Annotated in this window: 19 protein-coding genes; 3 read left to right on the top strand and 16 right to left on the bottom strand. The window is 71.0% G+C overall.

Annotated features, from left to right (window positions below; all coding sequences use genetic code 11):
- Window positions 1-87 precede the first annotated feature (87 nt).
- From gatB to gatC, 3 genes are read right to left on the bottom strand one after another with little or no spacing between them, the layout of a single operon-like run.
- Complete coding sequence (gene gatB, locus Q9R27_RS12805) at window positions 88-1,584, bottom strand: Asp-tRNA(Asn)/Glu-tRNA(Gln) amidotransferase subunit GatB (RefSeq protein ID WP_311252775.1); 1,497 nt, start codon at window positions 1,582-1,584, stop codon at window positions 88-90.
- Window positions 1,584-3,122, bottom strand: a complete 1,539-nt coding sequence (gatA, locus tag Q9R27_RS12800; protein ID WP_311252774.1) for an Asp-tRNA(Asn)/Glu-tRNA(Gln) amidotransferase subunit GatA — start codon at window positions 3,120-3,122, stop codon at window positions 1,584-1,586. Before gatA ends, gatB begins: the two co-directional genes overlap by 1 nt.
- Complete coding sequence (gene gatC / locus Q9R27_RS12795; protein WP_311252773.1) at window positions 3,122-3,421, bottom strand: Asp-tRNA(Asn)/Glu-tRNA(Gln) amidotransferase subunit GatC; 300 nt, start codon at window positions 3,419-3,421, stop codon at window positions 3,122-3,124. The genes gatA and gatC overlap by 1 nt, the downstream gene beginning before the upstream one ends.
- A gap of 23 nt (window positions 3,422-3,444) precedes the next feature.
- Here gatC and Q9R27_RS12790 point away from each other — a divergent pair, with 23 nt between their 5' ends.
- Entirely contained in the window at window positions 3,445-4,824 is a 1,380-nt protein-coding gene (locus Q9R27_RS12790; RefSeq protein WP_311252772.1) for a mycothione reductase, read from the top strand.
- A 22-nt stretch (window positions 4,825-4,846) separates the two neighbouring features.
- The gene (locus Q9R27_RS12785; protein WP_311252771.1) at window positions 4,847-5,770 is read left to right on the top strand and encodes an SGNH/GDSL hydrolase family protein; all 924 of its coding nucleotides are present in this window, start codon (window positions 4,847-4,849) and stop codon (window positions 5,768-5,770) included.
- Here Q9R27_RS12785 and ligA read toward each other — a convergent pair.
- Both ligA and Q9R27_RS12775 read right to left on the bottom strand, forming a co-directional pair.
- A complete protein-coding gene (gene ligA / locus Q9R27_RS12780; RefSeq protein WP_311252770.1) occupies window positions 5,754-7,889 on the bottom strand; it encodes an NAD-dependent DNA ligase LigA in 2,136 nt (711 codons plus the stop codon). The two genes, Q9R27_RS12785 and ligA, sit on opposite strands and share 17 nt — an antisense overlap.
- Window positions 7,886-8,011, bottom strand: coding sequence for a hypothetical protein (locus Q9R27_RS12775; protein ID WP_311252769.1), 126 nt, complete (start codon window positions 8,009-8,011; stop codon window positions 7,886-7,888). The genes ligA and Q9R27_RS12775 overlap by 4 nt, the downstream gene beginning before the upstream one ends.
- Window positions 8,012-8,065: 54 nt before the next feature.
- Between Q9R27_RS12775 and Q9R27_RS12770 the strand changes: the two genes are divergently transcribed.
- A complete protein-coding gene (locus tag Q9R27_RS12770; protein ID WP_311252768.1) occupies window positions 8,066-8,683 on the top strand; it encodes an alpha/beta fold hydrolase in 618 nt (205 codons plus the stop codon).
- A gap of 18 nt (window positions 8,684-8,701) precedes the next feature.
- Here the strand turns inward: Q9R27_RS12770 and Q9R27_RS12765 are convergent, their stop codons facing one another.
- The 11 genes from Q9R27_RS12765 to Q9R27_RS12715 form a co-directional block, all read right to left on the bottom strand.
- A complete protein-coding gene (locus Q9R27_RS12765) occupies window positions 8,702-9,703 on the bottom strand; it encodes a methionine synthase (RefSeq protein ID WP_311252767.1) in 1,002 nt (333 codons plus the stop codon).
- A complete protein-coding gene (mnmA, locus tag Q9R27_RS12760; protein WP_311252766.1) occupies window positions 9,703-10,833 on the bottom strand; it encodes a tRNA 2-thiouridine(34) synthase MnmA in 1,131 nt (376 codons plus the stop codon). Before mnmA ends, Q9R27_RS12765 begins: the two co-directional genes overlap by 1 nt.
- Window positions 10,830-11,996 carry a cysteine desulfurase family protein gene (locus Q9R27_RS12755; protein ID WP_311252765.1) on the bottom strand — a complete coding sequence of 389 codons (1,167 nt, stop codon included), beginning with the start codon at window positions 11,994-11,996 and terminating at the stop codon, window positions 10,830-10,832. Before Q9R27_RS12755 ends, mnmA begins: the two co-directional genes overlap by 4 nt.
- Before the next feature lie 47 nt (window positions 11,997-12,043).
- Window positions 12,044-12,961 (bottom strand): hypothetical protein, encoded by a 918-nt coding sequence (locus Q9R27_RS12750; protein ID WP_311252764.1) that lies wholly within the window; start codon window positions 12,959-12,961, stop codon window positions 12,044-12,046.
- 71 nt (window positions 12,962-13,032) lie between these two features.
- Complete coding sequence (gene proB, locus Q9R27_RS12745; RefSeq protein ID WP_311252763.1) at window positions 13,033-14,148, bottom strand: glutamate 5-kinase; 1,116 nt, start codon at window positions 14,146-14,148, stop codon at window positions 13,033-13,035.
- On the bottom strand, window positions 14,145-15,713 hold the full coding sequence (gene obgE, locus Q9R27_RS12740) for a GTPase ObgE (protein ID WP_311252762.1): 1,569 nt from the start codon (window positions 15,711-15,713) through the stop codon (window positions 14,145-14,147). The genes proB and obgE overlap by 4 nt, the downstream gene beginning before the upstream one ends.
- Before the next feature lie 102 nt (window positions 15,714-15,815).
- On the bottom strand, window positions 15,816-16,070 hold the full coding sequence (gene rpmA / locus Q9R27_RS12735; RefSeq protein WP_311252761.1) for a 50S ribosomal protein L27: 255 nt from the start codon (window positions 16,068-16,070) through the stop codon (window positions 15,816-15,818).
- Window positions 16,071-16,114: 44 nt separating this feature from the next.
- Window positions 16,115-16,423 carry a 50S ribosomal protein L21 gene (gene rplU / locus Q9R27_RS12730; protein WP_311252866.1) on the bottom strand — a complete coding sequence of 103 codons (309 nt, stop codon included), beginning with the start codon at window positions 16,421-16,423 and terminating at the stop codon, window positions 16,115-16,117.
- 161 nt (window positions 16,424-16,584) lie between these two features.
- Window positions 16,585-19,878, bottom strand: a complete 3,294-nt coding sequence (locus tag Q9R27_RS12725) for an Rne/Rng family ribonuclease (RefSeq protein ID WP_311252760.1) — start codon at window positions 19,876-19,878, stop codon at window positions 16,585-16,587.
- A 350-nt stretch (window positions 19,879-20,228) separates the two neighbouring features.
- Complete coding sequence (locus Q9R27_RS12720; protein ID WP_311252759.1) at window positions 20,229-20,936, bottom strand: TIGR03936 family radical SAM-associated protein; 708 nt, start codon at window positions 20,934-20,936, stop codon at window positions 20,229-20,231.
- Between the two features lie 28 nt (window positions 20,937-20,964).
- Entirely contained in the window at window positions 20,965-22,143 is a 1,179-nt protein-coding gene (locus Q9R27_RS12715; RefSeq protein ID WP_311252758.1) for a winged helix DNA-binding domain-containing protein, read from the bottom strand.
- Between the last annotated feature and the right edge of the window lie 150 nt (window positions 22,144-22,293).

Genomic DNA, 22,293 nt, shown 5'->3' with positions numbered 1-22,293 from the left:
AACAACGATTGAGCTCTCGAGGCGCAACGACTGAGCGTTCGCGACGCAACGAGTGAGCGTTCGCGACACAACGAGTGAGCGTTCGTGTCAGGTGAGCTTCTCCAGGATCAGTTCGCGGACCCGGCCGGCGTCGGCCTGGCCGCGCATCTCCTTCATCACCGAGCCGATCAGCGCGCCGGCGGCGGCCACCTTGCCGTCGCGGATCTTGTCGGCGACGTCGGGGTTCTCGGCGATCGCCTTGTCCACGGCCGCGCCGAGCGCGCCGTCGTCGGAGACGATCTCCAGTCCGCGGGCGGCCACGATCTCCGCAGGCGTGCCCTCACCGGCGAGCAGGCCGTCGAAGACCTGGCGGGCCAGCTTGTCGTTGAGCTTGCCCTCCTCGACCAGCGCCTGGACCGCGGCCACGTCGGCCGGGCTGACGCCCAGGTCGGCGATCTCGACACCGGTGTCGTTGGCCCGGCGGGCCAGGTCCGAGAGCCACCATTTGCGGGCCGCCTGCGGGGCGGCACCGGCGGCGATCGTCTCCTCGACCAGGCCCAGTGCCCCGGCACCGACCGTGTCGCGCATCTCCAGGTCGGAGAAGCCCCATTCGGCCTGCAACCGGGCCCGCTTCTCGCGCGGGTTTTCGGGCAGGGTGCCCCGTAACTCGGCGACCCACTCGCGGCTCGGCGCCACCGGCACCAGGTCGGGCTCGGGGAAGTAGCGGTAGTCGTCGGCGTCCGACTTCGGTCGGCCGCTGGTGGTGATCTGGGTGTCCTCGTGCCAGTGCCGGGTCTCCTGCAGGATCGACCCGCCATCGGAGAGCACCGCCGCGTGCCGCTGCATCTCGTAGCGGACCGCCCGCTCCACCGAGCGGAGCGAGTTGACGTTCTTGGTCTCGGTCCGCGTGCCCAGTTCACCGGTGCCGACCGGCGCCAGGGAGAGGTTCACGTCCGCGCGGATCGACCCCTGGTCCATGCGTGCATCGGAGACACCCAGCGCGACGATCAGTTCGCGCAACTGGGCGACGTACGCCTTGGCCACCTCGGGTGCCTTCTCCCGGGTGCCCAGGATCGGCTTGGTGACGATCTCGATCAGCGGGATCCCGGCCCGGTTGTAGTCGACCAGCGAGTGGGAGGCGCCGTGGATCCGCCCGGTGGCACCGCCCACGTGCAGCGACTTGCCGGTGTCCTCCTCCATGTGCGCGCGCTCGATCTCCACCCGGACGATCTCGCCGTCGGCGAGCTCGACGTCGAGGTAGCCCTCGAAGGCGATCGGCTCGTCGTACTGCGAGGTCTGGAAGTTCTTCGGCATGTCCGGATAGAAGTAGTTCTTCCGGGCGAAGCGGCACCACTCGGCGATCTCGCAGTTGAGCGCGAGCCCGATCCGGATCGCCGACTCGACGGCCTTGGCGTTGACCACCGGCATCGCGCCGGGCAGGCCCAGGCAGGTCGGGCAGACCTGGCTGTTCGGCTCGCCGCCGAAGACGGCCGGGCAGCCGCAGAACATCTTGGTGTTGGTGTTCAACTCGACGTGGACCTCCAGGCCCATCGCCGGGTCGAACTTCTCCAGGGACTCCTCGAAGGAGAGCAGGGTGTCGCTCATCAGGCCTGGCCTCCGCTCAGCTCGGGGGCGCGGTCAAGGATCGGACCACCCCACTTCTTCTCCAGCAGTGCTTCCAGTGCGGCACCGACCCGGTAGAGCCGGTCATCAGCCATCGCCGGGGCGAGGATCTGGAACCCGGCAGGGAGGCCGTCCTCGTCAGCCAGGCCGCTGGGCAGGGAGATGCCCGGTACGCCGGCCAGGTTCGCCGGGATGGTGGCGAGGTCGTTGAGGTACATCGCGATCGGGTCATCCAGTTTCTCCCCCAGCTTGAACGCCGTGGTCGGTGCGGTCGGCGAGACCAGCACCTCCGCCGAGGCGAACGCCTGCTCGAAGTCGCGGCTGATCAGGGTCCGCACCTTCTGCGCCTGGCCGTAGTAGGCGTCGTAGTAGCCACTGGAGAGCGCATACGTGCCCAGGATGATCCGGCGCTTGACCTCGTCACCGAAGCCGGCGTCGCGCGAAGCACGCATCACGTCCTCGGCGCTCGGGTCACCATCGGGCACCACGCGCAGGCCATAACGCATCGCGTCGAACTTGGCGAGGTTGGAGGAGGCCTCCGACGGCATGATCAGGTAGTACGCCGCCAGCGCATGCACGAAGTTCGGGCAGGAGACCTCGACCACCTCGGCGCCGGCGGAGACGAGCAGGTCCAGCGACTCGGAGAAGCGCGCCATCACGCCCGGCTGCCAGCCCGCCTCGGCGGAGGCGTCGCTGCCGAGTTCCTTGATCACGCCGACCCGCAGCCCGCGCAGGTCTGCAGCGGCGCCGGCACGGGCGGCGTCGACCAGCGACGGCAGCGGCTCGGCGATGCTGGTGGAGTCGCGCGGGTCGTGCCCGCCGATCAGTTCGTGGAGGAGTGCCGCGTCGAGCACGGTGCGGGTGACCGGGCCGACCTGGTCGAGCGAGTTGGCCATCGCGACCAGTCCGTGGCGCGAGATGGCGCCGTAGGTCGGCTTGACGCCCACGGTGCCGGTGACGGCGCCGGGCTGGCGGATCGAGCCGCCGGTGTCGGTGCCGATCGCCAGCGGCGCCTCGAAGGCGGCCACCGCGGCGGCCGAGCCACCACCGGAACCGCCGGGGATCCGGTCCAGGTCCCACGGGTTGTGCGTGGGCCCGTAGGCGGAGTGCTCGGTGGAGGAGCCCATCGCGAACTCGTCCATGTTGGTCTTGCCCAGGATCGGCAGGCCGGCCTCGCGGAGCCGGGTGACCACGGTGGCGTCGTACGGCGGGATCCAGCCCTCGAGCATCTTCGAGCCGCAGGTGGTGGGCAGGCCCTCGGTGGTCAGCACGTCCTTGACCGCCACCGGTACGCCGTCCAGCGGCGAGGCCGGGTTGCCGGCGGCACGGCGCTCGTCGGCCGCCCGGGCCTGGGCCAGGGCACCCTCGGCGTCGACGTGGAGGAAGGCGTGCACGGCGCCGTCGACGGCGGCGATCCGGTCCAGGAAGAGCTGGGTCAGTTCGACGCTGGTGACCTCACCGGCGGCAAGCGCCTCGGCCAGGTCGGCAGCAGAGGCGCGCAGGAAGCGGGAGTCGGTCATCACGCCTCCTCGTCCAGGATCCGCGGGACGGAGAAGCGCTGCTGCTCCGACTCCGGTGCACCGGCCAAGGCCTGTTCGGCGGTGAGCCCGGGCACGACCACGTCCTCGCGGAAGACGTTGGTCAGCGGCAGCGGGTGCGAGGTCGGCGGGATGTCCGCGGCAGCGACGTCGCTGATCGAGGCTACCGACTCGAGGATCACCGAGAGCTGGGGTGCCATCTGTTCCAGCTCGGCTTCGGACAGGTCGATGCGGGCGAGGTCGGCCAGGTGGGCGACCTCGTCACGGGAAATCTCTGGCATGGACCCGATCCTATGCTGGCCCCATGACCCACTTCGACATCGCCGTCATCGGGGCCGGCTCCGGGAACTTCCTGATGAACCGGGCGCTGGCCGACAAGCAGTTCGCCGTGATCGAGGAGGGCCTCTTCGGCGGCACCTGCCTCAACGTGGGGTGCATCCCGACCAAGATGTTCGTCCATGCTGCCGAGGTGGCCGACCAGGTCCGCGACGCGGCCCGGCTCGGGATCGACGCGAACCTGGCCGGGGTGCGCTGGGGTGACATCCGCGACCGGGTCTTCGACCGGATCGACCCCTATTCCGCCTCGGCCCGCCAGGCCCGCCGCGACGGCCCCAACACCACGGTGTACGCCGGCCACGCCCGGTTCACCGGCGACCACACGCTGCTGGTCGCCACCGATGCCGGCGAGGAGGAGGTCAGTGCGGACACGATCGTGATCGCCGCCGGCGCCCGCGCCACGGTGCCGCCGGAACTGGCCGACGTGCCGTTCCACACCAGCGACACTGTGATGCGGATCGACGCACTCCCCCGCACCGCCACCATCATCGGCGGCGGCTTCATCGCTGCCGAGTTCGCGCACATCCTCTCCGGGCTCGGGGTCGAGGTCACCATCGTCAACCGGGGCCCCGCCCTGCTGCGCCGCCTCGACGACGACCTGCGCGACGCCTACACCGCACTCGCCCAGGAGCAGTGGACCGTGCACCTGGGCCGCACCGTCGCCAGCGCCACCTCCCTCGATGACCCGGACCGCTCCGGCGCCGTGGCGCTGGACCTCGACGACGGCACCCGGGTCGAGACCGACCTGCTCCTGGTCGCCACCGGACGGGTGCCGAACAGCGACCGGCTCGGGCTGGAGGCCACCGGCATCGAGGTGCACCCGGACGGGCGGATCAAGGTCGACGAACGTGGCCGCACCAGCGTCGACGGCGTGCTGGCGCTGGGCGACATCTCCTCGCCGTACCAGCTCAAGCACGTCGCCAACCACGAGGCGCGCACCATCGCGCACAACCTGGCCAACCCCGACGACCAGCGCTCCTTCGACCACCGCTTCGTCCCCTCGGCCGTCTTCACCCGGCCGCAGATCGCCACTGTCGGGCTCACCGAGGCGGCGGCACGCGAGGCCGGCCACGACGTGGTCACCTCGACCCGTGCGTACGGCGACACGGCGTACGGCTGGGCGCTGGAGGACACCACGGGCCTGTGCAAGGTCATCGCCGACCGCGGCACCGGCCTGCTGCTCGGTGCGCACGTGATGGGGCCGGACGCATCGACGCTGATCCAGCCCGCCATCCAGGCCCTCTCCTTCGGCCTGCCAGCGCCCGAGATGGCACGCGGGCAGTACTGGATCCACCCGGCGATGGCCGAGGTGCTGGAGAACGCGGTGCTGGGACTGCGCCTGCGGTGAACGGCACTGGCATGCTGGTGCCATGCCCATGACCCGTCCCGTACGCCGTACCCTCGCTGCCACCGCGGCGGTGGCCGCCGCCCTGGTGCTCGCCGGTTGTCCTGCCCAGGAGGCCAAGGAGGAGCCAGTCGTCACGCCGGCGAACTGGCGCGAATCCGGCGACGGCGGCGACGGGATCGCCTATGTCGCGCTCGGCGACTCCTACGTGACGGCGCCGGGCGTGCCACAAACAGATGCGAACAACCCGTGCTTCCCCTCGTCGAACAACTACCCCGCACTGGTCGCCGCGGAACTCGAGGTGGCGACCCTGGTCGACGCCAGTTGCGGCGGCGCCAGCACGGTGCACATGAGCGAGTCCCAGGGCCCCGGGCGACCTCCCCAATTCGACGCCCTGGACGAGGAGACCGACCTGGTCACGATCACCATCGGCGGCAACGACGAGGGCGTCTTCGCCAGCCTGCTGACCGACTGCGTGGTGATCGCCCAGGAGTTCGGCGAGGGATCACCGTGCCGCGAGATCAAGGAGGGTGACGACGACAAGAGCCTGCTGGCCAAGGTGGAGGCCTCCACCCGTCGCGTCGACGCCGTCCTGGCCGGCATCGTCGAGCGTGCCCCCAACGCCCTGGTCGTGGTGGTCGGCTATCCGCAACTGGCTCCGGCCAGCGGCGCCTGCCCGGACCGGTTCCCGATCACCGAGGGCGACATGGCCTATGCCCGGGAGTTGAACGTCGCCTTCAACACGGCCCTCGCCGAGGCGGCCGCGAACCACGGCGCGGAGTTCGTGGACATGTTCGCCCTCAGTGAGGGCCATGACATCTGTGCCGATGACCCGTGGGTCAACGGTGCGGTGGACTTGCCCGACCGGGCGGCGGCGTACCACCCGTTCGCCGCCGAGCAGGAGGCTGCGGCCGCGGCCGTGGTCGAGGTGGTCAGGCAGGCGGGCTGACCGGTTCGTCGTCCGGGTCACCGAAGGCGGCGGGCCCCTCGGCCAGGAGCTTCTCGAAGCCGGCCTCGTCGAGGATCGTTACGCCGAGTTGTTCGGCCTTGTCCGCCTTGGAGCCGGCCGATTCGCCAACCACCACGAAGTCGGTCTTCTTCGAGACCGATCCGGACGCCTTGCCGCCGCGGGCGATGATCGCTTCCTTGACCGAGTCGCGGGTGAAGTTCTGCAGTGACCCGGTGGCGACAATGGTGAGCCCCTCCAGGGTGCGCGGGATCGAGTCGTCGCGCTCGTCGGCCATCCGGACGCCGTCGACGGTCCACTTGTCGACGATCTCGGTGTGCCACTCCGCTTCGGCGCCGTCGAACCATTCGCGCACCGAGGCGGCAATGGTCGGGCCGACGCCCTCGATGTCGCCGAGCACGGCCTCGTCGGCCTCGCGGATCGCGGTCATCGAGCCGAGCCGGGTGGCCAGCGCGCGGGCCGCGGTCGGGCCGACGTGGCGGATGGAGAGCGCCACCAGCACCCGCCACAGCGGTGCTTCCTTGGCCTGGTCGAGGTTGTCCAGCAGCTTCTGCCCGTTGGCCGAGAGCACCGGCGCCTCGCCCTCGTCCTTCTTCGGGGCACGGGTGAAGAGCGGCGCGCGGCGCAACTGGTCGGCGGTGAGCCGGAAGACGTCGCCCTCGTTCTGGATCACGCCGGCGTCGAGCAGCGCGACTGCTGCCTCATAGCCGAGTCCCTCGATGTCGAAGGCGCCGCGGCCGGCGACGTGGAAGACCCGCTCAACCACCTGGGCGCGGCAGTCGCGGTGGTTGGGGCAGCGCAGGTCCTTGTCGCCCTCCTTCTGCTCGACCAGCGTGCTGCCACAGGCGGGGCACTCGCTCGGCATCACCCAGGCTGCGAGTCCTTCGGGGCGCAGCGGCAGGACCGGGCCGAGGATCTCGGGGATCACGTCGCCCGCCTTGCGCAGGATCACGGTGTCGCCGGGGCGGACGTCCTTGCGCTTCACCTCGTGGGCGTTGTGCAGGGTGGCATTCTCCACCGTCGATCCGGCGACCCGGACCGGCTCCATCACGCCGTACGGCGTCACCCGGCCAGTGCGGCCGACGTTGACCCGGATGTCCAGCAGTTTGGCGTGGACCTCCTCGGGTGGGTACTTGTAGGCGATCGCCCAGCGCGGGGCGCGGCTGGTGGATCCGAGCCGGCGTTGCAGGGCGTAGTCGTCGACCTTGACCACCACCCCGTCGATCTCGTGCTCGACGTCGTGGCGGTGCTCGCCGCAGTGGTCGATGAATTCCTTGACCTCGGCCAGGGTGGCGACCACCCGGACCCGCTCGGAGGTCGGCAGCCCCCAGGCCGCCAGTGCGGCGTACGCCTCGGACTGGGCGCCGGGCTCGAACCCCTCGCGCGCGCCGATGCCGTGGCAGACCATGCCCAGGGCGCGGGTGGCGGTCACCTTCGGGTTCTTCTGCCGCAGCGAGCCGGCGGCGGCGTTGCGGGGGTTGGCGAAGGGCGGCTTGCCGGCGTCGAGCATCGACTCGTTGAGCTTCTCGAACGCCTCCACCGGCAAGAAGACCTCGCCGCGCACCTCGACCAGGTCCGGTACGCCGAACGCGTCGGTGCCGGTGAGCCGGTGCGGGATCGAGGAGATGGTCTTGACATTGGGGGTGACGTCCTCACCGGTGCGTCCGTCGCCGCGGGTCAGCGCCCGGACCAGCTTGCCGCCCTCGTAGAGCAGGTTGATCGCCAGGCCGTCCACCTTCAGCTCGCAGAGCAGTGCGGGGTCTGCGACGCCGTCGCGGGCCAGGCGGGCGTGCCAGGCGTCCATCTCCTCGAAGGAGAACGCGTTGTCCAGGCTCTCCATCCGCTGCAGGTGGTCGATCGCCGTGAACTGGGTGGAGACCGCTCCGCCGACCTTCTGGGTGGGCGAGTCGGGGGTGCGCAGCTCGGGGAACTGGACCTCCAGCTCCTCCAGTTCCCGCATCCGGGTGTCGAAGTCGGCGTCGGAGAGGGTGGGGTCGTCGAGCACGTAGTAGCGCCAGCGGGCGTCCTCCACCTGTTCGGAGAGTTCCCGGTGCCGCTCGCGCGCTTCCGGGGTGGCGGTGGAGACCTCGTCGCTGCTCATGGGCACCATCTTGCCGGGTGCCACCGACATCGCGAGGGCTGGCCCACCCCGAGCAGGGCCAGCCCGCTGAGCAGGATCCCGGCGAGCAATCCGACCAGCCCGGCGGGGACGAATGCCTTCATGTGATCGAGTATGACGGGGCCGCGGAGGTGGCCGGGCATGACAGGATCCGACCCGTGACCACTCCGGCGTTGACGCGGCACGACGCACCCGATCCGCATGCGGTGCTGCTGATGCTGCACGGCGGCAAGGAGCACTCGACCTCGCCGGTGGACTGGCGGAGCATGTCGTGGCGCCGATCCCATGCGATGCAACGGGCGATCACCCCGATCGCGCACCGGAGCCAGGTGAGCACCTGGCTGCTGCGCTATCGGCACCGCGGCTGGAACGACGTGCACTCGCCGTCGCCGGTGCCTGATGCCCGGTGGGCGCTGGACCAGGTGGTCGCCGCGCTCGGCGACGTGCCCGTGGTGCTCCTCGGCCACTCGATGGGCGCCCGGACCGCGGTCCACGTAGCCGATCACCAGTCGGTGAGCGGCGTGGTCGCGCTGGCGCCCTGGCTGCCGGTCGACGACCCGATCGGCGCGTTGCGCGGCCGCCACCTGGCCGCCGCGCACGGGCGACGGGACAGGATCACCAGCTCCGGGGCGACCAAGCGGTACGTCGACCGCGCGGCCGCTGTGGCCAGCACGACGGAGATGCACGACATGGGGCAGGTGGGGCACTACATGCTGCGGGACATCGCGGCGTGGAACGAGTTCGCGATCAGCCGCGCCTTGGCGATGCTCGGCTGAACACCTCCGCGCCGGGGCTCAGGAGAGGTTCGCCGCGACCTTGCGCGCCACCGTGATCGCGGCGCGGGCCCGTTCCATGCTCCCGCCGGCCAGCCCGCAGGCAGGCGTGATCACCAGGGATGCTGTCGGCTCCAGGCCGATCAGGTCGAACAACCGCAGCACCTGCTCGGTCACCCGGGCATCGCCAGGCACGTCGCCCGTCGTCGGGACCACCCCGAGCAGCACCCGCTCCCCCGCTTCCAGGGTGGCGGCCAGGTCGTCGTACCCGCCGGCGTCGAGCATGGCCAGGTCGACGGCGACGCCGCGGGCGCCCGCGCCACGGACCAGGCTGATCGGCAAGCCGGGCGCACAGCAGTGCACGATCGGGGTCGCGCCTGCCCCTTCCATGGTGGCGAAGAGTCGTTCCAGCATCGCGGAGGCATCCGGCACGGCAACGGCGCGGTGCTTGCCCCAGCCGGAGAGGGTCGGCACCTGGGCGGCCAGCACCGCCGGCAGCGCGGGCTCGTCGACCTGGATGATGATCTCGCCTGCCCCCGGGACGCGGCGTCGCAGGTCCGCCACGTGCGCGGCAAGGGCTTCCCCGAGCGCCTCGGCCAGGTCACGACGGGCGCCGTGGTCGGAGAGCACCTTGTCACCGCGGGGCTTGTCGACCGTGGCGGCCAGGGTCCACGGCCCGGCCACCTGCTGCTTGATGATGCCGGTGAACCCCTGGGTGAGTTCCTCGATGCGGTCCAGGTCCTGGGCCAGCAACGAACGCGCCCGGCGCTGGTCCATCCCGGTGGCACCGGCCAGCCGCCACCCGAAGGGCTGCAGGTCGGCAGGGATCTCGGTGACCAGGCCCAGGGTGCGCCCGGTCATCGAGGCGATCGCGCCCCGTCCGGGCAGTTCCGGGATCGCCAGCAGGTCGGTCAGTTCGCCGACCACGACCCGGGCGGCCTCGTCGAAGGCGCGCGCGTTGTCGGCTTCGGAGGCCTGCGCTGAACCGCCGGGCATCGAGCCGATGCCACTCGCCAGCACCATCAGAGCAGGGCCTCGCTGCGGGCCGTGGCCGAGATGGTGGCCGAGCCGACCACGCGGGTGCCGTCATAGATCACCGCGGCCTGGCCGGGGGCGATCCCCTCGGCGGGGTCGAGCAGTTCGATCTCCACCAGGTCGGCCTCGCCCTGGCCTGCGTCGGCACTGTGCGACGTACGCACGCGTGCCCGGTGCTCGGCGCCGTGCGCCCGCAACTGCACGGTGCCTTCGAGGAGGTCGGGGACGGTGCCGCACCAGCGCGCGCGGATGCCGGAGATCCGGTCGATCCGCAGCGCCTCGCGCGGGCCGACGGTGACGGTGCCGGAGACCGGCTCGATGTCGAGCACGAAGCGGGGCTTGCCGTCGGGTGCCGGGCGGCCGATCCGCAGGCCGCGCCGCTGCCCGATCGTGTAGGCCGTGGTGCCCTGGTGCTGGCCGAGCACCTCACCGGTGGCCTGGTCGACGATGTCCCCGCCCTGGTTGGGGGCGCGGTCGCCGAGCTTCTCGCGCAGCCAGCCGGCGTTGTCGCCGTCGGCGATGAAGCAGATGTCGTGCGAGTCCGGCTTGTGCGCGACCATCAGGCCGCGCCGCTCGGCCTCGAGCCGCACGTCGTCCTTGACCGAATCGCCGAGCGGGAAGAGCGAGTGGGCCAGTTGCTCCTGGGTGAGCACGCCGAGCACGTAGGACTGGTCCTTGCCGTGGTCGATGGCCCGGTGCATCTCGATCAGCCCGTCGTCGCCGGTGCGCAGCTGTGCGTAGTGGCCGGTGGCGACCGCGTCGAACCCGAGTGCCAGCCCGCGCTCGAGGACGGCGGCGAACTTGATCTTCTCGTTGCACCGCAGGCACGGGTTGGGCGTGCGGCCGGCGGCGTACTCGTCCATGAAGTCCTCGACGACCGCCTCGTGGAACTCGTCCGACATGTCCCAGACATAGAACGGGATGCCGATCACGTCGGCGGCGCGGCGGGCGTCGTTGCTGTCCTCGATGGTGCAGCAGCCACGGGCCCCGGAGCGATACGACTTGGGGTTGCGCGAGAGTGCCAGGTGGATGCCGGTGACGTCGTGGCCGGCCTCGGCAGCGCGGGCGGCGGCGACCGCGGAGTCGACGCCCCCGGACATGGCAGCAAGGACCCTCATGCCAGGCCCCGCTTCACACCGGCCGCGCGGGCCCGCTCGACCACGGGGGCGATGGCGTCGATGACGGCGTCCACGTCGGCGGTGGTGCTGGTGTGGCCCAGGGAGAACCGCAGCGAGCTGCGCGCCTCGGCGTCGGTGCACCCCATCGCCAGCAGCACGTGCGAGGCCTGCGGCACGCCGGCGTTGCAGGCCGAGCCGGTGGAGCACTCGATGCCGCGGGCGTCGAGCAGCATCAGCAGCGAATCCCCCTCGCAGCCGGGGAAGCGCAGGTGGGCGTGGCCGGGCAGGGAACGCTCGGGGTCGCCGGAGACGAGCACATCGGGGACTGCACGGCGTACGCCGTCGACCAGGCGCTCGCGCAGCGCCCGCAGCCGGGCGTGGTGCTCGGCCTGGTGCTTCACCGTCTCCTCGACTGCGGCGGCGAACCCGGCGATCGCCGGGGTGTCGATCGTGCCGGAGCGGATGTCGCGCTCCTGGCCGCCGCCGTGCAGCAGCGGCGCCACCTCGAGTTCACGGCGTACCACGAGCGCACCGACGCCGAAGGGGCCGCCGACCTTGTGGCCAGTCAGGGTGAGCGCATCGACCCCGGAGGCAGCGAAGTCGACCGGCACCGCACCGATCGCCTGGACTGCGTCGGTGTGCACCGGGATGCCGTGGGCGGCGGCGAGTGCGACCACCTCGGAGATCGTCTGCAGCGTGCCGACCTCGTTGTTGGCCCACATCACCGAGATCAGGCTGATGTCGTCGCCGCCCTGCGCGATGGCCGCCTCGAGGGCGGGCAGGTCGAGCCGGCACTGCGCGTCGACCCCCAGCAGCGTGACGTCGGCGCCGCCGGACTCGGCCAGCCAGTGCAGGGGGTCCAGGACGGCGTGGTGCTCGACGGCGGTGGACAGGATCCGCGCGCGCCCGCGCGCCCAGTGGATGCCCTTGACCGCCAGGTTGTCGGCCTCGGTGCCACCGGAGGTGAAGACCACCTCACCGGGGCGGCAGTTGAGCGCCTGGGCGATCCGCTCGCGCGACTCCTCCACCACCCGGCGCGCGTGGCGCCCCGAGGCGTGCAGCGACGACGGGTTGCCGGTGCGCGCGAACTGCTCGGCCATCGCGTCGACGGCGCACGGCAGCATCGGCGTGGTCGCGGCGTGGTCGAGGTAAACGGTGGTCATTGCATCCTCAAGGGTACGGCGTGCCCGAACCAGAACCATTTCGTGGACTACGCAGTGGGCCTCCCGGCCACCCGGGCGAACCAGCGACCCACTTGCCAACGCCGCACCACCCAGACCGGGACCAGGACGATCAGGATCCCGAGGCAGGCCAGGAGCACCATCCGTGCCGCAGGGGAAGCCACCTCGTGCTCCAGGTCGACCTCGACGACGAGCACCGCGAATGCTGCCAGGGCGACCAGCCCGACGCGTGCAGCGATCCTCCGCGCCAGGCTGCCGACGGCCCCCACTCCGATCCTCCGGGCGATGGACGATGCCGGCTCGTCATCCGGATAGCGGAAGGCGTTCAGACCCACCTGCCGAAGGCGGTGCCTGAGCCGGAGGTCCAGGTGGGCCTGCTCCCAGCGCGTCAGGTCAGCCACGACCTCGGGCGCCACCACTCGTGGGTCCCCCTGCTCCCTGATCTGTGCATACGCCGCCGCTGTGCGGTTCTGCTTCGAACCCGGTGACTGTTCCGGATCGAGGAGCGGCACCTCTCGCTCCAGGTGGAAGGGGAACGGGCGCAACTCGTCGCCGTGGCGTGCGATGAAGAAGCGGTTCAGGTAGAAGCAGCGAACGAAGATCCAGGCCATCGGCAGGGCGGCCGGCAGCACCACGAGATCGCTGTCGACAACGGACTGCGGAAGGTCCACCATCCCGGTCGCATCGGCCGCGAGGACAACGATGAGCACGACACCCCAGCCCAGCGTCAGCAGGACTGCGGAGATCGCGACGCCGGCCATCGCGGCATCGCGGCCCCTGGAGGCGCGCGAGGGAGGCCACGGCATCGGCACGATCGCCCGTGGGTATCGACCGGACTCATCCGGCCACCGGCGATAGCACCACTGCGCGGCACGGCGCTCCCAGCGGTTCAGTCGCCCGATCAACTCCGGGTCGAAGTCCACAAGGGCTTCCTCGGTGCCCGTCATGCCACCTGCCTGAGGTCGAGTACCGGGCTGCTGCCGCGGCGCCTCTTTCCTATCAGGCCCGGACCCTCATGTCAGAGGATCACCATGTCGTCGCGGTGGATGATCTCGCGCTCGTACGCCGCACCCAGCTCGCGCTTGAGCGCGTGGGACGACTTGCCGGCCAGGGCCGGGATCTCTTCGGAGTCGAAGTTCACCAGTCCCCGCGCGACCACCGCGCCGTCCGGTCCGACCACATCGATCGGGTCACCGGCGGCAAAGGCGCCGCTGGCACCGAGCACCCCCGCGGCCAGCAGTGACGCGCGCCGTTCGACCACGGCACGCACCGCACCAGCGTCGACGAGCACCTGTCCCTTGGCCTCGGTGGCATGCGCCAGCCACAGCAGACGGGTCGGACGGCGCTTGCCGCGGCCGTGGAAGAGCGTGCCGACTGGTTCCCCGGCCAGGGCGGCAGCAGCGTTGGGCGCGGAGGTGAGCACGACGGGGATCCCCGCACCGGTAGCGATCCGGGCCGCCTCGACCTTGGTGGTCATCCCCCCGGTGCCGACCCCGGCAGCACCGACCGTGCCGATCTCCACGCCGACCAGGTCGGCCTCGCCGCGCACGTCAGGAATCAGTGAGGTGCCCTCGCGCGCCGGGTTGCCGTCGTACAGGCCGTCCACGTCGGAGAGGAGCACCAGCAGGTCGGCATGGACCAGGTGCGCCACCAGTGCAGCCAGCCGGTCGTTGTCGCCGAAGCGGATCTCCGACGTGGCCACGGTGTCGTTCTCGTTGACGATCGGCAGCACGCCGAGTTCGAGCAACTTGGCGAAGGTCTGGTGCGCGTTGCGGTAGTGCGCACGCCGGGTCACGTCGTCGACGGTGAGCAGCACCTGCCCGGTGACGATGCCGTGGCGGGCCAGGTCCTCGGTGTAGTGGCGCACCAGCAGGCCCTGCCCCACCGAGGCGGCCGCCTGCTGCGCGGCCAGCCCGCGCGGGCGGCGCTTGAGGCCCAGTGGTGCCAGCCCCGCCGCGATCGCACCGGAGGAGACCAGGACGACCTCGGCGCCGCGTGCGCGCACGGCGGCCAGCGTGTCGACGAGGCCGCGGAGCCGGTCAGGGTCGATGCCGCCGGCAGCGGTGGTCAGCGACGAGGAGCCCACCTTGACCACGACCCGGCGTGCCGCGGTCACCTCGGGACGCAGGTTCACTCCTCGTCGTCCTCTCCCTGTACGCCGTCGGGGTCGTACTCGTTCCAGTCCGGGTCCTCGGTCGAGCCGATCTCATACGCCATCGGCCGCCCCGGCCCGGCGTCGTCCCCGCGGTCGAGGCGGCGGGCGACGTCGGCGCGGGTCTCGGTCTCGCTGCGCTGCTCCATCGCCTCGTCGATGTCGCGGCGTCGCTGGGCTGCCGGGCGGTCCTCGAGGAACCGCTGGTCCTCACCGCGGCGTCCGAGCATCTCGGCCCCCGCCTCGATGCCGGGCTTGAAGTCGAAGACGACGGCGTTGTCCGGGTGGCCGATCAGCACGGTGTCGCCCTCGACGGCACCGAGTTGCACCAGGCGGTCCTCGACCCCGAGCCGGTTGAGGCGGTCGGCCAGGAAGCCCACGGCCTCGTCGTTGCTGAAGTCGGTCTGGCGCACCCACCGCTCCGGCTTCTCGCCGCGCACGCGCCACCCCTCGCCGGTCTGCTTGACGGTGAAGGTGTCGCTGCCATCAGCCGCCCCGGGACGCAACACGATCCGTTGTGCCTCGACCACCGGCCGCTCTGCGCGGGCCCGGGCCACGATCTCGGCCATCGCGAAGGTGAGTTCGCGCATCCCCTCGCCGGAGGCGGCGCTGACCTCGAAGACCCGCAGTCCCTTCTCGCGCAACTCGTCGACGACGAAGGAGGCGATGTCGCGTCCGTCCGGCACGTCGACCTTGTTCAGCGCGACCAGGCGCGGCCGGTCCTCGAGACCGCCATAGCGGGCCAGTTCGTTCTCCATCACCGCGAGGTCGTCGACCGGGTTGCGCCCGGGCTCGATGCTGGCGGTGTCGACCACGTGGACCAGGGCCGCGCACCGCTCGATGTGGCGCAGGAACTCGTGCCCCAGTCCGCGTCCCTCGGCGGCGCCCTCGATCAGGCCCGGCACGTCGGCGACGGTGAAGGTGGTGTCACCGGCGCGGACCACGCCCAGATTGGGCACCAGCGTGGTGAAGGGGTAGTCCGCGATCTTGGGCCGGGCCCGGGAGATCGCAGCGATCAGCGACGACTTGCCGGCGCTGGGGAAGCCGACCAGGCCGATGTCGGCGACGACCTTCAACTCCAGGCGGATCTCCAGTTCGTCACCGGGCTCGCCGAGCAGGGCGAAGCCGGGGGCCTTCCGCTTGGACGAGGCCAGGGCCGCGTTGCCCAGTCCCCCGCGTCCGCCCTGGGCGATCACCATCTCGGTGCCTGCGCCGACCATGTCGGCCAGCACGTTGCCGCGGGCATCCGAGACCACGGTGCCGTCGGGCACCGGGAGCACCAGGTCGGCACCGTGGGCACCGTTGCGGTGGGCGCCGGCGCCCTGGGCGCCGTTCTCGGCCTTGCGGCGCGGGCTGTGGTGGTAGTCGATCAGCGTGGTGACGTCGGGGTCCACGCGCAGGATCACCGACCCGCCGGGTCCGCCGTTGCCGCCGTCGGGGCCGCCCAGCGGCTTGAACTTCTCCCGGTGCACCGACGCAACGCCGTTGCCGCCACGACCCGCCGCCACGTGGAGGCGTACCTCGTCGACGAATGTCGGAACTGCCATGGAGATCTCCTGGGGTAAATGCCAAAGGCGCCCCCCGAGTCTAGGGACGCCTTTGAGGATGTGGCCGGAACTGCTCCGGCCACGAAGTCAGGTGAGCGTCAGTCACTCACCCGGGACGATGTTCACCACACGGCGACCGCGACGGGTGCCGAACTCGACCGCACCGGCGGCGAGGGCGAACAGGGTGTCGTCGCCACCGCGACCGACGTTGGTGCCCGGGTGGAACTGGGTGCCGCGCTGGCGGACGATGATCTCGCCCGCGTTGACGCTCTGACCGCCGAAGCGCTTCACGCCCAGGCGCTTGGAGTTGGAGTCGCGCCCGTTCTTGGTGGAGGAGGCGCCCTTCTTGCTTGCCATTTTTCAGTCCTTAGGAGTTCAGTGGAAGATCGTCAGTCCGAGGCTCACGCGTTGATCGCGGTGACCTTCACCTGGGTGTACTTCTGGCGGTGGCCCTGGCGCTTCTTGTAGCCGGTCTTGTTCTTGTACTTCTGGATGATGATCTTCGGGCCCTTGGTGGCACCGAGCACCTCGGCGGTCACCGAGGCCTTGTCGAGGGCCGAGGCGTCGGTCGTGACAGCCTCGCCGTCGACCACGAGCAGCACCGGAAGGGTGACCGACTCACCGACAGCCGTCTCCAGCTTGTCGATCTCGATGACGTCGCCCACGGCAACCTTCTGCTGAGTGGCGCCTGCGCGCACGATCGCGTACACCGCGGTCTCCTTCGTCGGTTCCAACTGCTCAAAATTTCTGGGCCTGGGGCCCTCGCCGGGGCCGCACAGGATGGGCGTGCGGATGCACACCGAGGATCAATACTACGGTCACCTGGCGGCTTGGTGCAAAACGAGCCACTCTGCTTCCCGCAGTACGCCGCTCAGTGCTTGCGCGAGCCCTTCTTCTTGATCGGCACGTGTACGTCGACCGGTGCGGAGTCCGCCTCGGCCTCGGTCGCCGGTGCGTCAGCGCTGCCGGCCGCCCGACTCGCCCCACCACGGGTGCGGGTCCGGGTGACCACCTTCGGCGCCGGGGCCTCCTCGTCCGGTGCCGCAGCGGGTGCCGGCGTACTGGCCGTGAAGGTGACCGGCTCGACCGGAGGCGTGGAGACCCCGGTCGGGCGGCTGGCCCGGCGACGGGTCCGGGTCACGACCTTGGGTTGCGTCGCCTGAGCCCCATCCTGGCCAGCATCCGGCGTCCCAGCGTCTCCTTTTGCCGGCTCGCCCGCCTGCTCCCCGGACTGGTCCGCGGTCGGGGCGGCGGGCTGGTCGGCGGTCGTGACGGCAGGATCGGCCGCGGGCGTTGTGCCCTGGTCCGCGTCGTTGTCGGTGTCCTTGCCAATGGCCTGGTCAGCGTCCTTGCCCGTGGAACGGCCACCACGGCCGCGGCCGCTCGCGGCGCCGGAGCGGTCACGCTCGTCCGTCTGCTCCGCAGGCTTCTCTGCGCCGGACTTTTCTGCGGGGGCCTTGTCGGCGTCCTTCGTGTCGGTCCGCTTCTCGCCGGCGTCGCCCTTGGCGTCCTCGGCAGGAGCCTCGTCCAGGGGTGCCTTGTCCGCGTTCTCGGCGCGGGCCACGGCGGCGACGTCCTTGGGCGAGGGCTTCTTGTTCTCCTGGTTGTCCTGGTCACCACGGCCCTTGCCGCGCGAGCGGCGGTTGTTCGAGCGACCGCCACGGTCGTCGTTCGACTTCGGCTCGATCGGCATCTCGTGGACGAGCAAGCCGCGTCCCTGGCAGTGCGGGCAGTCCTCACTGAACGCCTCGAGCAGACCGGTCCCGATCCGCTTGCGGGTCATCTGGACCAGGCCCAGCGAGGTCACCTCGGCGACCTGGTGGCGGGTGCGGTCGCGGCCCAGGCACTCGACCAGGCGACGGAGCACCAGGTCACGGTTGGATTCCAGGACCATGTCGATGAAGTCGACGACGATGATGCCGCCGATGTCGCGCAGTCGGAGCTGGCGCACGATCTCCTCGGCCGCCTCGAGGTTGTTCTTGGTGACGGTCTCCTCCAGGTTGCCCCCGGAGCCGGTGAACTTGCCGGTGTTGACGTCGACCACGGTCATCGCCTCGGTGCGGTCGATGATCAGCGAACCACCGGAGGGCAGCCAGACCTTGCGGTCGAGTCCCTTGGCGATCTGCTCGTCGATCCGGTAGGTCGCGAACGCGTCGCGGCCGTCCTCCGGTTCGTGGCGCTCCAGTCGCTCCTCGAGGTCGGGGGCGACGTGGGAGACATATCCCTGGACGGTCTCCCAGGCGGTGTCGCCCTCGATGACGAGCTTGGTGAAGTCCTCGGTGAAGAGGTCGCGCACCACCTTGAGGGTGAGGTCGGGCTCGCCGTAGAGGAGCTGCGGCGCCTTGCCGGACTTCGACTTGGTCTCGATGTCCTCCCAGCGCGCCTTGAGCCGCTCCACGTCCTGGGTGAGCTCGGCCTCGGAGGCGCCCTCGGCCGCGGTGCGCACGATGACGCCGGCGGTGTCGGGGACGATCTCCTTGAGCAGGCTCTTCAGGCGGGCGCGCTCGGTGTCGGGCAGCTTGCGGGAGATGCCGCTGGTGGTGCCGTCGGGCACGTAGACCAGGAACCGGCCGGGCAGCGACACCTGGCCGGTCAGGCGGGCGCCCTTGTGGCCGATCGGGTCCTTGGTGACCTGGACCAGGATCGACTGGCCGCTGGACAGGACCGACTCGATCTTGCGGGGCTGGCCGTCCTTGTGGCCCAGCGCCGCCCAGTTGACCTCACCGGCATAGATGACGGCGTTGCGTCCCTTGCCGATGTCGACGAAGGCGGCCTCCATCGAGGGCAGCACGTTCTGCACCCGGCCGACGTACACGTTGCCGATCAGGGAGGTCTGCGACTCGCGGGCCACGTAGTGCTCGACGAGGACCTTGTCCTCGAGCACCGCGATCTGGGTGACGTCCTCGCGCTGGCGGATGACCATGACCCGCTCCACCGACTCGCGGCGGGCCAGGAACTCGGCCTCGCTCACGATGGGTGCGCGGCGACGGCCGGCCTCGCGGCCCTCGCGGCGGCGCTGCTTCTTCGCCTCCAGCCGGGTGGAGCCAGAGACCGCGGTGATCTGGTCCTCGGCCGAGCGGCCCTGGCGGACCCGGGTGACGGTGTTCTCCGGGTCGTCGTCACTGCCCCCACCGTTGTCGCCGGCACGGCGGCGACGACGACGGCGACGGCTGCTGCCGCCACTGCTCTCGTTGTTGCCGTCGGTGGCGTCGGAGTCGTCGTCCCCATCGCCGTCGGAGTCATCGGAGTCGTCCGAGGACGCACCGTCGTTGTTGGAGTCACCGGACTTGCGGCGACGGCGGCCACCGCGGCGACGGCGACGGCGCGGTCCGCCGCTCCCCTCGCCCTCGTCGGCGTTGTTCTCGTCGGACCCGTTCTCGTCGTTGCCGTTCTCGTCGGTCGCGGCCTCGTCGTCGGAGGCGGACTCGCTTCCCTTGTCAGCCTTCTCGGACTTGTCGGACTTCTCCGCCGTGGCGCCATCGGCGTCGGTCGGCGTGTCGCCGTCCTTCTTCTTGCCGGAAGCGGCCTTCTTGGCGGCCTTCTTCTTCGGCTTCTCCTCGGCGGCCGTGTCCTCGCCCTCGGCAGGCTCGTCCTCGGCGGGCTCGTCCGCAGCAGGCTCGGGGGCGGCGACCTTCTTCGTCGTACGGCGTCGGGTGGTGGTCTTCACCGGAGCCTGGAAGACGACAGCCGTGGCGGAGTTCTCCTCGGCCTTGGCTTCCTCGTTCGCGGCGTCGCTCGGGGCATCGTCGAGCGGGAGTTCTGCCTGCTCGGTGCCGGCCTGGTCAGTGCTGGCCTGCTTGGCCGCGGCCTTCTTGGCCGGTGCCTTGCGGGTGCGCTTGGCGGCGGCCTTCTTCGCCGGAGCAGCCGCGGCCTCAGCGGACGCGTCGTCGGTCGGCGTCGCGGCGGCATCGGTGGGCTGCTCACCCTCGGGCGCCTCGGTCGCGGCAGTCTTCTTCGCCGCCGTCTTGCGCGTGGTGGTCTTCTTGGCGGCGGCCTTCTTCACCGGAGCCTTCTTGGCAGCGGTCTTCCTGGCCGCAGCCTTCTTGGCCGGGGCGGGGGCCGCTTCGGCCTCCGCAGCAGCGGGCTCTGCCGCTGCCGGCTGGTCCTGCGCGGTCTCGATCGCGTCGTTCGTCGCGCTGGCGTTGGTGTTCTCTTCGTCGAGCATGTGTGCTCCTCGGCGCCGTCCGATTCCCATCGGCGCGGTGCCAGTCGGACGCCGGCCCTCCGCGGAGGAGCCGGCGCAAAGCCTTCAGGTGGCGACGAAGCATCTCCGCTCGTGCGTCACTGGGCGAACTCCCGTCACCTGCCGCGGTCGCCGGGCTGGCGCATCCCTGTCACGAATGCGGTGCCGCGTCGCGGTCTGGCGACGATTTCCACTCACTGTGCCGGGGCCTGGTGGCTCCGGCGAGAAACGTCGTCGGGTCTGTGTGCGAACCATCCGCATCACGGTGACCTGTTGTCGAGTATCGCACACCGATCGACGAACGCATGTGTTCTCGGTGACACACCGGCCGGTCAGGCGAACGGGTCGCCGATCGTCCCGTCCTCGAGGAGCGGTCCCTGGCTGGCCCGGGTGAGCAGCACCCCGTCCACGTCCAGGTCGTCCGCGGCCACCTGGCGCAGCGCGGTGAGCACGTCGTCGGGGCGGACACTGGGCGTGCCGTGGACCAGGAGTACGTCGATCCGGGCGCCCCTCTCCCCCGGGCCTGCGGACATCTGCCGCACCGCGGCCCGGCTGTCGAAGGTGCGCATCCCCTTCTTGGTCATCCGCTCGACCAGGACTTCGTCCGCGGCCAGGAACGCAGCCACAGCGGCCTCCACCCGGGCCGGCTCCGCCGGTACGTCGATCAACCAGCGGCTGGCCTGGAGCAGGTCCGCCAACGACGTACTGGTGGCCTCGGCGACCGCCAGCACGTCCAGCCCGTCGGGCAGTGACTCGGAGAGCAGTGCCTGGACGGCTGCCGGGTCGACGACCTCGGCCAGGGCGATCTCGACATACTCCGCCTCGCTCGCCGAACCCGTCGGCGCCGCACCGGCGTACGAGATCCGCGGGTGGGGGTTGAAGCCGGACGAGTAAGCCATCGGCACCCGGGCCCGGAAGACGGCGCGCTCGAAGGCGCGGCTGAAGTCGCGGTGGCTGGTGAAGCGCAGGCGACCGCGCTTGGCGTAGCGGATGCGGAGCCGCTGGACCGGCGGGGCTTGCTGTTCGGGCTGTTCACGCACGGAAGAACCCTATCCGGCCCCGGGCGGCTCAGGGCAGGCGCTCGGCCTTCATCTGCCGCGAGGCGTAGACCGAGTTGATCACCGTCCCGTCCAGCCAGGCACCCAGCCGCTCTGCCTCCACCGCGAGCGCCCGTCCTGCCTCCGGCGGCAACTGATGCCGGGCAACCACCTCGACCCGACCCGCCTCGTCCTGCACCCAGCAACCGACGATCCGGCCGTCCCACCAGGCGGTGGTGCCGCCGTTGCCATTGCTGTCGAACAGGTAGGGCACGTCGTCCGGGTCCAGGTAGAAGTCGCGCTCCTTCCACCCCATCGTGGTCGGGTCCAGCACCGGGAGCAGTGCCGCCCACGGCGCCACCGCGGGCGCCTCGTCGACGTCGTCGGGCAGCACCCAGCCGGTGGCGCCGCCATCGAGGGAGACCTCGACCGCACCCACGTCGGCCAGGCCACGGCGTACGGCGGAGACGGTGGCACCCAGCCACCACTGGATGTCGCGGGTGGTGCCCGGGCCGAACGTCGCCAGCCAGCGGCGGATCAACTCGGCGTACCCCTGGTCCTCGTCGAGGGCGGGCGGCACCGGGTCGAGCCAGTCACCTACCCGCGTCCAGGCGTGGCGTGAGAGGCGCCAATGGCCCGCGTTCTCGCCGCGGACCACCACCCCACGGGCACCCAGCCAGGTCAGCACCCGGGAGGCGATCGGCGACGACGAACTCCACTTGCCGCTGCCGGAGGTGACCCGGGAGTCGATCCGCGGCACCGCCTGCCGCAACTCGGCCGTGCTTGCCGGGGCGCCCTCGAGCGCGGCCAGGACCTCCGCCTCGCACGCCGCGAGCCAGGCGTGACCGTCGTCGGCCAGGCCGGCGCGGACCACGTCGCGGGCGATCTTGCCTGCCTCCTGGGTGGCCACCCGGGCCGAGGCGCTCCCCCAGGCCGCGGGGAGCAGATCGCGCGGGAAGACGAAGAGCGTGCGCCGCATGGCGAGTTGGCGGACCAGGCTGCGCTCCCCGTAGAGCGCCCGGTCCACGTCGGCGGTGGTGAGGCCGTCGATGCGTGCCGCGAGTGAAAGGTGCACGGTGGGCGGTTCGGTGGCGTGCAGCACCGTCATCGCCCGGGTCGCCGCGACCGGATCGGCGAGCCGATGGTCCGCTGCGATCCCGTGGCGGGCAGCCAACCGGGCCCGGCGTTCGTTGTCATCGATGTGGCGCACGACCGCCAGCATGCCGTCGATCGGGGCAATCCTTGCGGCGACACCCTGCCGCTCCCAACGAGGTGGGACGTTTGGCAAGGCCCACGTTCGGATAGTCTGCTGCGGAATCCAGAAGTGTCTCGGTGAAGCCAGCCGCCCCGGAAGGTCACA

The sequence above is a fragment of the Nocardioides sp. AE5 genome, assembly GCF_031844485.1.
Lineage (GTDB): Bacteria > Actinomycetota > Actinomycetes > Propionibacteriales > Nocardioidaceae > Nocardioides.
This window is presented reverse-complemented; position numbering and strand designations above follow the sequence as displayed.

Excerpts from the sequence above, each read along its gene's own strand:
- gatB (WP_311252775.1), bottom strand. The coding sequence starts at position 1,584 with ATGAGCGACACCCTGCTCTCCTTCGAGGAGTCCCTGGAGAAGTTCGAC.
- gatA (WP_311252774.1), bottom strand. The coding sequence starts at position 3,122 with ATGACCGACTCCCGCTTCCTGCGCGCCTCTGCTGCCGACCTGGCCGAG.
- gatC (WP_311252773.1), bottom strand. The coding sequence starts at position 3,421 with ATGCCAGAGATTTCCCGTGACGAGGTCGCCCACCTGGCCGACCTCGCC.
- Q9R27_RS12790 (WP_311252772.1), top strand. The coding sequence starts at position 3,445 with ATGACCCACTTCGACATCGCCGTCATCGGGGCCGGCTCCGGGAACTTC.
- Q9R27_RS12785 (WP_311252771.1), top strand. The coding sequence starts at position 4,847 with ATGCCCATGACCCGTCCCGTACGCCGTACCCTCGCTGCCACCGCGGCG.
- ligA (WP_311252770.1), bottom strand. The coding sequence starts at position 7,889 with ATGAGCAGCGACGAGGTCTCCACCGCCACCCCGGAAGCGCGCGAGCGG.
- Q9R27_RS12775 (WP_311252769.1), bottom strand. The coding sequence starts at position 8,011 with ATGAAGGCATTCGTCCCCGCCGGGCTGGTCGGATTGCTCGCCGGGATC.
- Q9R27_RS12765 (WP_311252767.1), bottom strand. The coding sequence starts at position 9,703 with ATGGTGCTGGCGAGTGGCATCGGCTCGATGCCCGGCGGTTCAGCGCAG.
- mnmA (WP_311252766.1), bottom strand. The coding sequence starts at position 10,833 with ATGAGGGTCCTTGCTGCCATGTCCGGGGGCGTCGACTCCGCGGTCGCC.
- Q9R27_RS12755 (WP_311252765.1), bottom strand. The coding sequence starts at position 11,996 with ATGACCACCGTTTACCTCGACCACGCCGCGACCACGCCGATGCTGCCG.
- Q9R27_RS12750 (WP_311252764.1), bottom strand. The coding sequence starts at position 12,961 with ATGACGGGCACCGAGGAAGCCCTTGTGGACTTCGACCCGGAGTTGATC.
- obgE (WP_311252762.1), bottom strand. The coding sequence starts at position 15,713 with ATGGCAGTTCCGACATTCGTCGACGAGGTACGCCTCCACGTGGCGGCG.
- rpmA (WP_311252761.1), bottom strand. The coding sequence starts at position 16,070 with ATGGCAAGCAAGAAGGGCGCCTCCTCCACCAAGAACGGGCGCGACTCC.
- Q9R27_RS12725 (WP_311252760.1), bottom strand. The coding sequence starts at position 19,878 with ATGCTCGACGAAGAGAACACCAACGCCAGCGCGACGAACGACGCGATC.